The sequence below is a fragment of the Azospirillum sp. A1-3 genome, assembly GCF_023806445.1.
Lineage (GTDB): Bacteria > Pseudomonadota > Alphaproteobacteria > Azospirillales > Azospirillaceae > Azospirillum.
Map to the genome: position 1 here is coordinate 2,613,795 of NZ_JAMSLU010000001.1, position 14,860 is coordinate 2,628,654.

Genomic DNA, 14,860 nt, shown 5'->3' on the forward strand with positions numbered 1-14,860 from the left:
CCATACAAATGCTGCGGGAAAAGGGAAAACTGCCTCTGGTACCTGGACTCTGGCATAAAGTATTGGAATGACCACTCCTCCTATGCCTGATGTTTCCGCTAACATTTCTGAGAACCGGCACTTCGAACACCCCGACCTGACCTGACCCGTTTCAATAGGATCTGTTACGACCATGGCCCACACCGTCGCCCTGGTGGATGACGACCGCAACATCCTGGCTTCGATCTCCATCGCCCTGGAGGCCGAAGGTTTCGACGTGCGCACCTACACCGACGGCGCCGAGGCGCTGCGCGGATTGAGCCAGCGCCCGCCCGACCTCGCCGTGCTCGACATCAAGATGCCGCGCATGGACGGCATGGAGTTGCTGCAACGACTGCGTCAGACCAGCCAGATGCCCGTCATCTTCCTGACCAGCAAGGACGACGAGTTGGACGAGCTGATGGGCCTGCGCATGGGGGCCGACGACTACATCAAGAAGCCCTTCTCGCAGCGCCTGCTGATCGAGCGCATCCGGGCGCTGCTGCGGCGCGAGGCGCTGCGCGGCGAGACCGTGGAGGCCGATCCCGGCCAGCTCATCACCCGCGGTCCGCTGCTGCTGGACGGCGCCCGCCATGCCTGCAGCTGGAAGGGACAGCCGATCGACCTGACCGTGACCGAATTCCTGCTGGTGCGCGCGCTTGCCCAGCGGCCGGGCCATGTGAAGAACCGCGACCAGTTGATGGACGCGGCCTATGGCGAGCACGTCTATGTCGACGACCGCACCATCGACAGCCACATCAAGCGGCTGCGCAAGAAGTTCAAGGCGGTCGACCCCGACTTCTCCCAGATCGAAACGCTCTATGGCGTCGGCTACCGGTACAAGGAATAGCGTGGTGTCCACGCTGGGCCGGGGCAGGACCAGACGGCGCGTGTCGCCGCTGACCCTGCGCATCCTTGCGGTGAACGTGCTGGCGCTGGTCCTGCTGATGGCCGGCCTGCTCTATCTCGGCCGCTATCAGGACCGGCTGATCCAGGCGGAGACCGAGGCGCTGGAGACGGAGGCGCGCATCTTCGCCTCGGCGCTCGGCGAAGGGGCGGTGAACCGCATCCTGACCGCCCCCTCCCCCACCGGTGACGAGGGGGGCGAGCGGTTCGAACTGGCGCCCGAACTGGCCCGGCCGATGATCCGCCGTCTGGCGGAGGCGACGGCGACGCGCACCCGCCTGTACGACATCGACGGGCGCATGCTCTCCGACAGCCGGGTGCTGGTGGGGTCGCAGGGCCGCATCGAAATCCGCGAGCTGCCCTCCCCGCCGGCCGGCGACCCGCTGTCGCGCGCCATCAACGACCTCTACACCCGCCTGATCGACGTGGTGCCGAGCCGCGAGGGGCTGCCGGTCTACCGCGAGCAGCCGGGCGAGCCCAACCCCGACGTGGAGCGCGCGCTGGGCGGCGAGGCGGCGGCCACCGTCTGGCGCGTCGACGGCGCCGGCGGCGATCCCGAACTGCTGCTGACCGTGGCGGTGCCGGTCCAGCGCTACCGCGAGGTGCTGGGCGCGGTGCTGCTGACCCGCGGCGGCGGTGAGATCGACCGCGCCATCCGCTCCGTCCGCTTCGACATCCTGCGGGTGTTCGCGGTGGCGTTGCTGGTGACGGTGGGGCTGTCCTTCTATCTGGCCGGCACCATCGCCCGGCCGATCCGCCGGCTGGCCCAGGCCGCCGACCGGCTGCGCACCAGCCACGGACGCCATGCCGAGATTCCCGACCTGACCCGCCGCGGCGACGAGATCGGCGAGCTGTCCGGCGTGCTGCGCGAGATGACCGACGCGCTGTGGACGCGGATGGACGCCATCGAACGCTTCGCCGCCGACGTCGCCCACGAGATCAAGAACCCGCTGACCTCGCTGCGCAGCGCGGTGGAGACGGCGGGCCGCGTCAGCGATCCACGCCACCGCGACCGGCTGATGGCGATTATCGCCGACGACGTGCAGCGGCTGGACCGGCTGATCAGCGACATCTCCAACGCCTCCCGCCTGGATGCCGAACTGTCGCGGGCTGAACCGGAGCCGGTGGACATCGGCCTGCTGCTGACCATGCTGGCCGAACTGCGCCAGACGGTTGCCGAAACCGTCGCAGAAACCGCAGATCAGCCTGTGTCGGCCGGCGGGACGGGAGAGGCCGCCGCCGCGCCGCCGCGCGTCGTTGTCGACGTGCCGGCGGGCGAGCGGCTGGTGGTGCCGGGGCTGGAGGGACGGTTGACCCAGCTGTTCCAGAACCTGATCGACAACGCCCTGTCCTTCTCGCCGCCCGGCGGTTTGGTGCGGCTGACCGCCCGGCGCAGCGGCCGCAACGTCACGGTGGTTGTGTCGGACCAGGGACCGGGCATCCCGGAGGGGAAGGAGGAGGCGATCTTCGACCGCTTCTATACCGAGAGGCCGGCGGGCGAAAAGTTCGGCACCCACTCCGGTCTCGGACTATCGATCGTGAAGCAGATAGTCGGTGCGCACAACGGTTCAGTATTTGCGCAAAATAGGAAGATATCGGATGGGAGCATCGATGGTGCCGACTTCGTCGTGACCCTGCCTCTGCTGTAAGAAGCTCTGCGGAATTTCATACATCCTTTGCACTCTCGGCTAGACAAGTCGCCAGTAAGCACCGATCATGGCTTGGGTCGTTCTCTCCTGTGGGCTGCCGAGGCGATCGGGCCATATCGGTTCGGTTGTTTGCTTCCGCCTCCTGCGCCTGGAAGAGGGTGGCCACAGCCCGGAACAAGGATGTGGGGTTGCCATGCCTGAGTCCGCTCCACCCGATTCCCCCGTGCAGTTTCCGCGCAGCCCCGGCCGCCGCTCTGTCGGCATCGACGCCGCTTCGGCGGAGGTCGTCGATCTGCGCCGTTACCGTCTGGCCCGCCTGATCCGCGATGCCGGCCGGCAGCAGGGCGAGCTGGCGAAGCTGATGCGGGACTCCGCGCAGGAGCGGACGCAGTTGGCGGAGGCGCTGCAGGGTGCGCAACGCCACCTCGCCAGCATCGCCGACAACTACAAGGTCCTGCTGGTGCGGCTGAAGCGGGAAAAGGACTTCCGCGACGCCTGCCAGGAGGCGGCCGAGCTGGACGATCTGGACGAGATGATCCGGCGCCGCGACGCGCTGGCCATGGAACTGGAGGCGATCCGCCGCACCCCCCGCAACGCCGCCGGCGCCTGAGGAACCCCACCGCCCGATCCATCACGCCGCCTTAAGCGATCAGACCGAAAGAACGGTCGGAAGCGGATGGGGGAGCCCGGACAGGTTTCCCCGCCTGACATCATGAGCCACCGTTCCGTTTCCATTGACAGAATCGGCGCCACGTCTCACCTTCGCCAGACTATGGTGACGATTCACGGCACCTGCGTCTTGCTCTCCGGAATCGGCGTGCTGCTGCGTGGAGAGTCCGGACGGGGAAAATCGGATTTGGCCTTGCGACTGATCGATGGCGGCGCCTTGCTGGTCGCGGATGACCGGGTGGTGCTGCAGAGCGAGCCCGGCCGCCTGACCGCCTCTTCCCCGCCCACGCTGGCCGGGCTGCTGGAGGTGCGGGGCGTCGGCATCCTGCCCGTTCCCTCGACCGCGTCCGCGCCCGTCGGTCTCGTCGTCGATCTGGTTTCCCGTCCGGAGGTGGAGCGCCTGCCGGAGGCGGAGACAGAGACGCTGCTGGGTGTCGCCCTGCCCCGCCTCGGGCTCTGCGCCTTCGACGCCTCGACCCCCGCCAAGATCCGCCTTGCCGCCGCCAGCCTGTGCGGCGGCCGGCTGGACCGGGTGCCCGCCAGCCTGTCCGCCCAGCCGAGCCCGGTCACATCATGACATCTCCCGACGTGCCGTCTTCCGAAGGGCTTGGCGATTCCGCCACCACCATTGCGTCCCGCGGGCGCGTCGTGCTGGTCACCGGCCTGTCGGGCGCCGGCATGTCGGTGGCGCTGAAGGCGCTGGAGGATCTGGGCTACGAGGCGGTGGACAATCTGCGCCTGTCGCTGGTCCCCGCCCTGATCCGGCAGGCCGACCCGAAACGCCGGCCGCTGGCCCTGGTGATCGACAGCCGCACCCGCGACTTTTCCGCGCAGAACTTCCTGGACGAGCTGGAGGAGTTGCGGGGCGACGACGACCTCGACGTCAGTCTGGTCTTCCTGGATTGCGGCGACGAGGTGCTGCAGCGCCGCTTCACCGAAACGCGCCGCCGCCATCCGCTTGCGGAGGACCGCACGGTGCCCGACGGCATCCAGCGCGAACGCGCCCTGCTGTTCCCGCTGAAGGAGGAGGCCGACGTCACCATCGACACCACGCAACTGTCCATTCACGATTTGCGGCGCATCCTGTCCGGGCATTTCCGGCGTGACGCCCAGGCAGCCCTGCAGGTGTTCGTGACCTCCTTCTCGTTCCGCCAGGGACTTCCGCGCGAAGCCGATCTGGTCTTCGACGTGCGGTTCCTGACCAACCCGCATTACGATCCGGAGCTTCGACCGCTGACCGGCCTGCATCCGGCCGTCGCCGCACGGGTGGAGGGCGACGCCGACTACCCGGCCTTCTTCCGGAACCTGACCGAGCTGCTGCGCCCGCTGCTGCCGCGCTACAACCAGGAAGGCAAGAGCTACCTGACCATCGCCATCGGCTGCACCGGCGGCAAGCATCGCTCGGTCTTCGTCGCCGAACGGCTGGCGGCGTGGCTGAAGGAGCAGGGGCTGCGGGTCAACCTGAGCCATCGCGAACTGGACCGGCAGGGCCTGCGCACCGGGGCCGCGGCCAACGCCGCCGGCGCCCAGGGCGGCAGTCAGGCTCCCCACTCGGCCCCCCACCAGGCTCCTCATCAGGGATGAAGCAAATTGCGCCTTGACGACCATACGTCCAACCAACGATCCAGATGCGATGCGGGCAGGCGCCTTGCGGCACCGGCCCTCGCGCAGGTCTCCGGGGAGGACCCAACCTTGAAGGATGTCCCATGATCGGTATGGTTCTTGTCACCCACGGGCGGCTGGCCGAGGAGTTCATCGCCGCGCTGTTCCACGTCGTGGGCGAACAGCAGCAGGTGCGCGCGGTGTGCATCGGGCCGGACGACGACATGGAACAGCGCCGCCAGGACATCCTGAATTCGGTGGCGGAGGTCGATGACGGATCGGGTGTCGTGGTGCTGACCGACATGTTCGGCGGCACGCCCTCCAACCTCGCCATCTCCATCATGGACAAGGCGAAGGTGGAGGTGATCGCCGGCGTCAACCTGCCGATGCTGATCAAGCTCGCCAGCGTGCGCAAGACCGAGCCGCTCGACAAATCGGTGATCGCCGCCCGCGACGCCGGGCAGAAGTACATCAACGTCGCCTCCACCCTCCTGTCGGACTGAACCGCCCGCGATGAGCCACCCCGACGACATGGCGCCGACCGACGGCGAGATCCGCCGCACCGCCACCATCACCAATCAGCGCGGTCTGCACGCGCGCGCCTCGGCCAAGTTCGTCAAGCTGGTCGCCACCTTCGATGCCGAGATCTCGGTGCGCCGCGGCGATTCCGTGGTGTCCGGCGAATCGATCATGGGGCTGATGATGCTGGCTGCCGGTCCGGGGACCTGCGTGGAACTGCGCGCCAGCGGCGCCCAGGCCGACGCGGCGATGGACGCCCTCCTGGACCTGATCAACCGCAAGTTCGATGAAGAGTGACCTGCCCCCCACCGTTCCGGCCGCCATCCCCACCGGTGGCCCGGTGGCCAGCCCCGACCGCGGCGGTTCCGGTGGAACGCCCTCGCTCGAGTCCTGGAGCACGTCTGCCGGTGGTTCCGGGCGCGCCCTGCGCGGCCTCGGCGTATCGCCCGGCATCGCCATCGGCCCGGCCCATGTGGTGGAAAGCGGCGCCGTCGCCATCCCCGAATACGTCATCGAGCCCGACGCCGTCGAGGCGGAGGTCGCCCGCTTCAACGAGGCGGCGACCAAGGCCCGCCGCCAGATCAAGAAGCTGAAGAGCAAGGCGCTGGTCCTGCCCGACTCGGCGTCGGAGGAGATCGGCTTCCTGCTGGACGCGCACCTGTCGATGGTCACCAACTCGCGCCTGACCCGCGGGGTGGAACATCGCATCAAGCAGGACCGCGTCAACGCCGAGGCCGCCATCCAGGCGGAAATCGCCGCCATCGCCGCCACCTTCGCCGGCATGGACGACGCCTATCTGGCCGGCCGCATCGACGACATCCGCGAGGTCGGGCGGCGGTTGACCCGCAACCTGATGAAGCAGGAATACCGGGCCTTCAGCACCCTGGCCCCCGGCAGCATCATCCTGGCGGAGGAGCTGACCCCGGCCGACACCGCCCTGCTCGACCCCGCCGTCGTCGGCGGCTTCGCCACGGTGCTGGGCGGGGCGGAGGGGCACACGGCGATTCTCGCCCGCTCGCTCGGCCTGCCGGCGGTGCTGGGCGCGCCCGGCCTGCTCGCTGGCGTGCGCAACGGCGTGACGGTGATCGTCGACGGGCTGCAGGGTCGCGTGCTGATCGACCCGCCGGCCGACGTGCTGGACGACTACGGCGAACGCCGGGCCGCCCGCGAACGCGAGCGTCAGGGGCTGAAGAGCTTGCGCAAGCTGCCCGCGGTCACCCGCGACGGCACCGCCGTGACGCTGATGGCAAACCTGGAGCTGCCCCGCGACCTGGATCAGGCGCTGGAACATGGCGCCCAGGGCATCGGCCTGCTGCGGACCGAGTTCATGTTCATGAACCGCGACCATCTGCCCGACGAGGATGAGCAGTACAATGTGCTGCGCACCATGATCGAGGGGATGGGCGGTCGCACCGTCACCGCCCGCACCATGGATCTGGGCGGCGAGAAGCTGGCCGGCTGGATGGCCGGGCGCTATGGCGAGCCGGCCAACCCGGCGCTGGGCCTGCGCGCCATCCGGCTGGGCTTGCGCGAACCGAAGCTGCTGGAGACCCAGCTCGCCGCCATGCTGCGGGCCGGCGCCCATGGGCCGCTGCGCATCCTGCTGCCGATGATCGCCTCGGTCGCCGAGGTGCAGAAGGTGCGGGAGATGATGGGGCAGGTCGCCCGCCGTCTGCGCCGCCGCGGCGTCGCCATCGCCGATCCGCTGCCGCCGGTCGGGGTGATGGTGGAGGTGCCGGGCGCGGCGCTGGCGGCCGACGCGCTGGCCTATGCCGCCGACTTCTTCTCCATCGGCACCAACGACCTGACCCAGTACACGCTGGCCATCGACCGCGCCGACGAACAGGTCGCCACCCTCTACGACCCGCTGCATCCGGCCGTGCTGCGGCTGATCCAGTTCACGGTGGAGGCCGCCCTGCGCGCCCGCATCCCGGTGTCGGTCTGCGGCGAGATCGCCGGCGACCCGCGCTATTGCGCGCTGCTGCTGGGGCTTGGCGTGCGCGAGCTGTCGATGGCGCCGCTGTCGGTGCCGGCGGTGAAGAAGCGCATCCGCTCGCTCGACCTGATGGAGGCGAGCCGCCGCGCCCGCGTCATCATGGACCAGAGCGACAGCGGCCGCATCGCCACGCTGCTGGACGACTTCAACGCCATCCTGTAGCGCCCCCGCTCAAGGCGCCTTCCGCCCCGCCATGTGGCCCAGATAGGCGACGACGCGGTCCAGATCGGCGTCGCTCAGCATCGCCGCATCGAAGCCCGGCATCTGCTGGCCGGGCCATGTCCGGACGGAGCGGGGATCGCGGACCAGCCTTTTCAGTCCGGCGGGCGTGAGATATTCGGTCGGGTTCATCGGCCGGTTCAGGTCCGGCCCCATCGTGGCGCTGCCGGCGCCGTTCAGGGTGTGGCAGGCCATGCATTGGGTGATGAACACCGCCTGACCGGCGCGGATCGGCGAGTCGGCGGCTAGCCCCGGCTCGACCGCCAGCTGCGGCCAGCGTCGCAACGGATCGTCCGAGGCGACGATGCGGGCCAGTTGGTAGGGCCATTGTTCGCTGCGCACCCCCGACGCCTCCGGCCGCACCCACACCAGATAGAAGGGACCGGCGGACACCTCCTTGCCCGGCAGATTGGGCCAGGGCCGGTCGGCCGGCTCCACCGCCAGGAAGGCGACGGCGCCGTCGGCACCGGTGCGCAGGCACAGCTCCGGCGGCAGCTGCGCGGTGAAGCCGTCCGACGCCACTCCTTCCAGCACGGTGTCGGGCGGAAAATCGCCAACACCCAGCAGGCTGGCGAGCGGCACGGCGCGATAGCGCATCGGCCGGCCATAGGAGATGTCGGCGGGAATGTCGACGGTCACCGCGTCGGGCCGGGCCAGCAGGGTGTCGCGGTCGAAAACCCGCTCGGCCCCGGCGATGGCAATGGTCAGCGTCGGCCCGCCGGCCAGCGCCCCATGCAGCGGCAAGGCGGCAAGCAGAAGAAACAAGGCGGCGAGCAGGCACCCGCCCATACGCGCAATCGACGGCTTCATCATTCCGGGTCGTCCTCCGCTTCGTCCTCATCCCATGGGTCGTCCCAAGGGTCTTCACCGTCCGGCTTGGCGCTTCGCAGGGCGGCGGAGGCCGGTTCCCGCTCCAGCCGTTCGATCTGCTCGGGGTGGGTGATCTCGATCATCGGCCCGTTGCGCAGCGTGATCCAGCCGCGCACGCGCACCCGCCGCCCCTCGTAGGACAGCGGGTCGATGCCGGCGCGGGTGACCTCGCGCATCGCGGCGCGGCCGATATGGACGGTGACATCGTTGCGCCAGTCGGCGCCGAAATCCAGCCAGGTCTCGCCGCCGCCCTTGGACACCGCCAGCACCACCCCCTCCACCAGCTGATAGCTGTCGCGGTCGCGGGTAAGCTCGTCCGCGTCGGCGGCCTCGCGCACGGCATAGACCCGGCTGCGCCACAGACCGCGTCCGGCATTGCGTGCGGCATCCTCGCCGGCCAGCATCTCCGCCGCATAGGCGCGGGCGTCGGGCCGGGTGTGGACCCGCGCCATTCCGCGGACCAGCAGCGCCGATTGCAGCCACAGGCCATCCTCCCGCACCAGATGGGCGAGCAGCCGGCCATGGCGGTCGACCGGCGCCGGTCCATGCAGCAGGACGCGGTGGTCCAGCGCCAGATCGCTCAGCGCCCTGGTCGCCGCCTCCGCCAGCGGCCAGACGCGCCCGTCGGCCGGATTGGCGCTTCGCGGCGGCTTGGCCGCCTCGATCCCCGCCAGCCGGACCCGTCGGCCGTCCTCCAGCTCCAGCGTGTCGCCGTCCAGAACGGCGGTGACCCGCAACGGCTCCGCAGAAGCGACATCGGCCAGAAGCAGTCCGCACAGCAGCAGGAGGGCCAAGCGCACAAGCGGAAGCGGGACATGTCGCATCTGGAATTCCGTCGTTGCGGAACATCCGCCGTCGGGCGGGGTTCTGACCGGTATGCCGACCCACGTCTCCTTCCGCAAGCCGTTCCGCAAGCTGGCGCCAGCGCTGGCCGCGCTCTGGCTGGCCGCCACCCCCGTCCTGGTCCCGACCGCCCAGGCCGGGCTGCTCGACAACGTCCTGTCCGGCGGCGACGAGGCGGCGCTCGGCGCGCAGGAGCATCCGAAGATCCTGGCCCAGTTCGGCGGGGCGGTGAAGGATGCGAAGCTGCAGGGCTATATCGACCAGCTCGGCCGGAAGCTTGCCGCCACCACCGCGCTGGCGCGCGAGCCCTGGACCTTCACCGTGCTGGACAGCGACGTGGCCAACGCCTTCGCCCTGCCCGGCGGCTATGTCTACGTCACCCGCGGCCTGCTGGCGCTGGCGGAGGACGAGGCGGAGGTGGCCGGGGTGCTGTCGCACGAGATCGGCCATGTCACCGCCCACCATTCGGCGCAGCGCCAGACCCGGCAGACCATCGCCGGCATTCTCGCCGCCGGGGTCGGGATGGTGTTCGGCAACGACACACTGGCGCAACTGGCCGGGCTGGGCGGCACCGCCGTGGTCGCCAGCTATTCCCGCGAGCAGGAGCTGGAGGCCGACCAGCTCGGCGTCGAGACCCTGCGGCGGACCGGCTACGACCCCTTCGCCATGGCGACCTTCCTGGAGACGCTGCGCCGCGACAGCCAGTATGAGGGGCTGCGCGCCGGCAACAAGGGTGAGGGCGGCTTCGACTTCTTCGCCAGCCATCCGGCGACCGAGGACCGCATTCGCCGCGCCGCCGACCTCGCCCGCAAGATGCCGCAGGGTGGTGCCCGCCCGCGCGACCCTTACCTGGCGGCGGTCGACGGCATGATCTATGGCGACAGCCCGGAGAACGGCTATGTCCGTGGCCGGACTTTCGCCCACCCGCAGCTGGGCATCGCCTTCACCGTGCCGCAGGGCTATGCGCTGCTGAACGGCGCCGATCAGGTGGTCGCCAAGGGGCGGAACGGCACCGCCATGGCCTTCGACGGCGGATCGGCCGCCGGCGTCTCCGACCCGGTCGCCTTCCTGACCGGCGTCTGGGGCAAGGGGGCCAACCTGTCCAACATCCAGCGTATCACCATCGGCGGCATGCCGGCGGCGACCGCCACCACGCGAGGCGAGTCCAACGGCGACAGCGCAGACATCCGGCTGGTAGCGATCCGCGCGCCGGACGGAAAGATGTACCGCTTCACCTTCCTGGCGCCGGCGGGTGCGCTCGCACGTTTCGATGCCGATTTCCAGGCGGCGGCCAACAGCTTCCACCGCCTGACCGCGGAGGAGGCCGCCCGCTACCGCCCCCGTCGCGTCCAGGTGACGACGGTGCGGCCCGGCGACAGCGTCGATGGCTTCGTCCGCCGCATGCCGCAGGAGCCTTACGCCGAGGAATTGTTCCGGATCATCAACGACCTGCCGCCCGGAACACCCCTGCAGTCCGGCCACCGGGTGAAGGTGATTGTTGGTGAGTAGGCGGCGAATAGAGCATTTCCCAGCGTGAACGTGGCCGCATGAAATCCGCGTAAGGATACAGCCCGGCGGGTTGCCGCCGGGCGGGCGGGCGGGTAGGCTGCCGCGCATGTCCGACACCCCGTCAGCACGCGCCCCGATCGCACCGGCCGTTCCGGCCAAGGCTGCGAAGCCGGCGCAGAAGCCGAAGCCCGCCGGGCGTCGGCGGCTGCGGCTGCCCATTGCCGCGGTGCTGGTTGCGGGGTTCGGCTCCCTGATGCTGGCGGCGGTCGCCAGCGTGCTCGTCCTGGGTTTGGTCAGCGCCACCACCAACACCTTCGCCCTGCTGAACGACAAGGCCGATCTGGCGCTGGCCGGGGTGGAGGTGCGGGTCCGCCACCAGCTTGACCCCGCGCGGGAGATGGCGCGCTTCGTTGCCGGGCTGGTGGAGCGCGGCGACCTGCGCGCCGGCGACACCACGGCGATGATCGACACGCTGCGCGGTGCGCTGGCCGGCGCGCCGGACGTCACCGGCCTTGCCTTCATCCGCCCCGACCTGACCGGGGTCCGCGTCGGCCGGCTGAACGGCGAACTGATGGCCGAGCCCTTCGACATGCAGGGCGAAAGCGACATCCCGCCCGAGGTTCTGGACGGTCCCAACCGCAGCGCCGCCAGTTGGGCCGACCCGCGCTGGCTGAAGGAGGCGCAGAACAGCTTCGTCACCCTCTATCAGCCGGTGCGGCGCGACGGCCGCTATCTGGGGCAGGTGGCGGTCGGTGTCTCGTTGGGCGACCTGTCGCGCTTCCTGCAGGTCCTGTATGTGGAACAGGGGCTGAACGCCTTCGTGCTGTACGACCACAGCCATGTGCTGGCCCATCCGGCGCTGGTCGGCCGGACCTTCGATTTCTCCGGCAAGCTCGACGGTCCGCCGCTGCCGCGCATCGATCAGGTCGACGATCCGGCGCTGGCGGCGCTGTGGTCCAGCGGCGTGCCGGTCCAGTCGCTGAAGAAGCGGGTGGAGGGGCGCAGCGTGCGTGTGCTGGGCAGCGACTACACCTTCCTGACCCGCAAGATGGCGGGGTACGGCCAGCAGGACTGGATCATCGGCATCGGCTATCGCGACGGCGAGATGGGGGTGGAGATCCGCCGGCTCTATGTCACCGGCGCCGTCGGTTTCGCCATCCTGCTGGTGTCGGTCGGGGTGGCGCTGCTGGTCGGGCGGCGGATCAGCCGGCAGGTGGCCCGGCTGGCCGAGGCCGCCGACCGCGTCCGCGCCTTCGAATTCCGCGCCATCCCCGACCTGCCGGACTCCCGCCTGCGCGAGATGGCGCGCGCCGCCGCCGCCTTCAACGCCATGATCGCCGGCCTGCGCTGGTTCGAGACCTATGTACCGAAGGCGCTGGTCCTGCGCCTGATGCGCCAGCGCGAGACCGAGGGCGGGCTCGATTCCGTGCAGCGCGAAGTGACGGTGATGTTCACCGACATCCGTGGCTTCTCGCGCATGGCCGAGCATATGGCCGCCGCCGATACCGCCGCCCTGCTGAACGAGCATTTCACCCTGCTGGCCGCCTGCATCGAGGCGGAGGGCGGCACGGTGGACAAGTTCATCGGCGATTCCCTGATGGCCTTCTGGGGCGCGCCGGAGGCGCAGGAGGACCACGCCGTCCGCGCGCTGCGCGCCGCGCTGGCGATCCACCACGCCATCCGTGCCGACAACCGCCGCCGCGTCGCCGCCGGCCGGGCGCCGATCCATGTCCGCGTCGGGCTGCACAGCGGCCCGGTGGTGGTGGGCAACATCGGTTCCGACAGCCGGATCAACTACACCATCGTCGGCGACACCGTGAACGTCGCCGCCCGCATCGAGGAATTGTCGGCCGCCCTCCAGGGCGACGCCGAGGTCATCGTGCTGACCAGCGGCGTCACCGCCGCCAAGGGCAAGGACGCCGTCCCGCTGGTCCGCCAGGGCGGCCGGTCGCTGCGCGGCCGCACCGGCATGACCGAACTCTGGCGTCTGGTGCTGGAGGAGGAGAAGAAGGCCGCACCACCGGCGGCGGGGGAGAAGGCGACGCCATCTCTCTCCCTTCCCTCCCCTCCCGATGCGGGAGAAGGCGCGAAGCCGGCGTTCGTAGGTAAGGATACACCCTGATCCGGGTCGGCATTTCCAGCTAAGTCACTGAAAAATCTGGAAATACCCCTGCCCGCTTCCTTACCTCAACGCCAGCCGCGACGGCCACCGCGGCGGTCGTCCTCGTCGAACAGTTCGGCCAGCTTGTTCATCATCGTGCCGCCCAGCTGCTCCGCATCGACGATGGTCACGGCGCGGCGGTAGTAGCGGGTGACGTCGTGGCCGATGCCGATCGCCACCAGCTCCACCGGCGACCGCGTCTCGATCTGCTCGATGGTCTGGCGCAGGTGGCGTTCCAGATAGTTGCCGGCATTCACCGACAGGGTCGAATCGTCCACCGGTGCGCCGTCGGAGATCACCATCAGGATGCGGCGCTGTTCCGGCCGGCCGAGCAGCCGGTTGTGCGCCCATTGCAGCGCCTCGCCGTCGATGTTCTCCTTCAGGATGCCTTCGCGCAGCATCAGCCCCAGATTCTTGCGGGCGCGGCGCCACGGCATGTCGGCCGCCTTGTAGACGATGTGGCGCAGGTCGTTCAGCCGGCCGGGATGCGCCGGCTTGCCGGCGGCGACCCAGGCCTCGCGCGCCTGTCCGCCCTTCCAGGCGCGGGTGGTGAAGCCCAGCACCTCCACCTTCACCGCGCAGCGTTCCAGCGTGCGGGCGAGGATGTCGGCGCTCATCGCGGCGATGGAGATCGGCCGGCCGCGCATCGAGCCGGAATTGTCGATCAGCAGCGACACCACCGTGTCGCGGAAATCCATCTCCTTCTCCGCCTTGAAGGAGAGCGGCAGCACCGGGTTGGCGACGACGCGGGCCAGACGGGCGGCGTCGAGGATGCCCTCCTCCAGGTCGAAGTTCCAGGAGCGCTGCTGCTTGGCCATCAGCCGGCGCTGCAGCCGGTTCGCCAGCTTGGAGATCACGCCCTGCAGATGCTGCAGCTGCTGGTCAAGCAGGTGGCGCAGCCGCTCCAGTTCCGCCGGGTCGCAGAGGTCGGCGGCGTCGACCACCTCGTCATATTGGGTGGTGAAGGCCTTGTAGGCGTTGGGGTCGGGCTCGTTGCGGCGGTTGAGGTCGTTGCGCCAGGGCTGGCCGGGGCCGGCGGGCTCTTCCGCCCCCTCGCCCTCGCCCATCTCCATGTCGCCTTCCTCGCCGGCGCCTTCCTCGGCGCTTTCACCGGCCTCCGACGAATCCTGCATGTCGGAGGACGCCATGGATTCGGAGTCGGACTGGTCCTCGTCCTGGCCGCGGGTCTGGCCGTGCTCCGGCGATTCGTCGTTCTCGGAGGATTGGGTCTGCTGATCCTCTTCCTCTTCCTGGTCGGCTTCCTGCCCGACTTCCATGTCGAGGTCGGCCAGCAGGCGGCGGACGGCCTTGGCGTAGGCTTCCTGGTCGCCGGCATAGTTGGCCAGCCCCTTCATATCCTTGCCCAGCCGCTCCTCGATCCAGGGGCGCCAGAGGTCGACGGCATGGGCGGCGGCGGGCGGCGGCGGCGCACCGGTCATCGCCTCGCGCGCCATCAGCCGCAACGCTTCGGACAGCGGCACCTGCCCGCGATCCTCGACGCGGTCGAGGCCCTGGCGGGCGTAGCGGTCTTCCAGCGCCGCTTCCAGGTTATGGGCGACACCGGCCATGTCGCGGCTGCCCAACGCTTCGCAGCGCGCCTGCTCCAACGCGTCGTAGGCCTGGCGCGCCGCATCGCCCAGCGGCATGCGGTGGGCATGCACCGTGGAATCGTGATAGCGCAGCCGCAGCGCCACGGCATCGGCCGCCCCGCGCAGCTTGGCGACCTCGATGGGATTGAGGTCGCGCGCCGGCAGCGGCACCCGCACCCGCTGGCCCGACAAGCCCGGCGGATCGGACGAAAAGCCCACCTGCACCTCCGCCCGCCGGGACATGGCGCGCACCGTGGCGGTGGTGGACCGCTTGAAGGCCTCGACGGGGGTGTCGTTCTGGGTGGTCATC

13 protein-coding genes are annotated in these 14,860 nt (G+C 69.8%); 10 read left to right on the forward strand and 3 right to left on the reverse strand.

Translation table 11 applies throughout. The annotated features are described in order from the left end of the window. The first annotated feature begins 172 nt into the window (after positions 1-172). The 8 genes from M5E06_RS12635 to ptsP all read left to right on the forward strand — a co-directional run bounded on the left by M5E06_RS12635 (position 173) and on the right by ptsP (position 7,521). A complete protein-coding gene (locus M5E06_RS12635) occupies positions 173-868 on the forward strand; it encodes a response regulator transcription factor (RefSeq protein WP_109152051.1) in 696 nt (231 codons plus the stop codon). Continuing rightward, positions 840-2,573: a stimulus-sensing domain-containing protein gene (locus M5E06_RS12640; RefSeq protein WP_252138406.1), complete on the forward strand. Its 1,734-nt coding sequence runs from the start codon at positions 840-842 to the stop codon at positions 2,571-2,573. The genes M5E06_RS12635 and M5E06_RS12640 overlap by 29 nt, the downstream gene beginning before the upstream one ends. Before the next feature lie 193 nt (positions 2,574-2,766). After that, on the forward strand, positions 2,767-3,183 hold the full coding sequence (locus M5E06_RS12645; RefSeq protein ID WP_109152049.1) for a hypothetical protein: 417 nt from the start codon (positions 2,767-2,769) through the stop codon (positions 3,181-3,183). 162 nt (positions 3,184-3,345) lie between these two features. Further along, positions 3,346-3,819, forward strand: a complete 474-nt coding sequence (locus M5E06_RS12650) for an HPr kinase/phosphorylase (RefSeq protein WP_252138407.1) — start codon at positions 3,346-3,348, stop codon at positions 3,817-3,819. After that, positions 3,816-4,826, forward strand: coding sequence for an RNase adapter RapZ (gene rapZ / locus M5E06_RS12655; protein ID WP_252138408.1), 1,011 nt, complete (start codon positions 3,816-3,818; stop codon positions 4,824-4,826). Before M5E06_RS12650 ends, rapZ begins: the two co-directional genes overlap by 4 nt. 122 nt (positions 4,827-4,948) lie before the next feature. After that, entirely contained in the window at positions 4,949-5,347 is a 399-nt protein-coding gene (locus M5E06_RS12660; RefSeq protein ID WP_042690507.1) for a PTS sugar transporter subunit IIA, read from the forward strand. Positions 5,348-5,357: 10 nt separating this feature from the next. Next, positions 5,358-5,660, forward strand: a complete 303-nt coding sequence (locus tag M5E06_RS12665) for an HPr family phosphocarrier protein (RefSeq protein ID WP_109074983.1) — start codon at positions 5,358-5,360, stop codon at positions 5,658-5,660. Next, the gene (gene ptsP / locus M5E06_RS12670) at positions 5,650-7,521 is read left to right on the forward strand and encodes a phosphoenolpyruvate--protein phosphotransferase (protein WP_252138409.1); all 1,872 of its coding nucleotides are present in this window, start codon (positions 5,650-5,652) and stop codon (positions 7,519-7,521) included. Before M5E06_RS12665 ends, ptsP begins: the two co-directional genes overlap by 11 nt. A gap of 9 nt (positions 7,522-7,530) precedes the next feature. On the opposite strand, the gene M5E06_RS12675 is transcribed toward ptsP, so the two are convergent. Continuing rightward, the gene (locus M5E06_RS12675) at positions 7,531-8,391 is read right to left on the reverse strand and encodes a cytochrome c (RefSeq protein WP_252138410.1); all 861 of its coding nucleotides are present in this window, start codon (positions 8,389-8,391) and stop codon (positions 7,531-7,533) included. Next, a complete protein-coding gene (locus tag M5E06_RS12680; RefSeq protein ID WP_252138411.1) occupies positions 8,388-9,272 on the reverse strand; it encodes a thermonuclease family protein in 885 nt (294 codons plus the stop codon). The genes M5E06_RS12675 and M5E06_RS12680 overlap by 4 nt, the downstream gene beginning before the upstream one ends. A 52-nt stretch (positions 9,273-9,324) precedes the next feature. On the opposite strand from M5E06_RS12680, the gene M5E06_RS12685 reads away from it, so the two are divergent. Together M5E06_RS12685 and M5E06_RS12690 are read left to right on the forward strand one after the other, a co-directional pair. Further along, the gene (locus tag M5E06_RS12685; protein ID WP_252138412.1) at positions 9,325-10,800 is read left to right on the forward strand and encodes a M48 family metalloprotease; all 1,476 of its coding nucleotides are present in this window, start codon (positions 9,325-9,327) and stop codon (positions 10,798-10,800) included. A 106-nt stretch (positions 10,801-10,906) separates the two neighbouring features. After that, on the forward strand, positions 10,907-12,922 hold the full coding sequence (locus tag M5E06_RS12690; RefSeq protein ID WP_252138413.1) for an adenylate/guanylate cyclase domain-containing protein: 2,016 nt from the start codon (positions 10,907-10,909) through the stop codon (positions 12,920-12,922). A 65-nt stretch (positions 12,923-12,987) separates the two neighbouring features. Here M5E06_RS12690 and cobT read toward each other — a convergent pair whose 3' ends face one another. Further along, entirely contained in the window at positions 12,988-14,859 is a 1,872-nt protein-coding gene (cobT, locus tag M5E06_RS12695; protein WP_252138414.1) for a cobaltochelatase subunit CobT, read from the reverse strand. Between the last annotated feature and the right edge of the window lies 1 nt (position 14,860).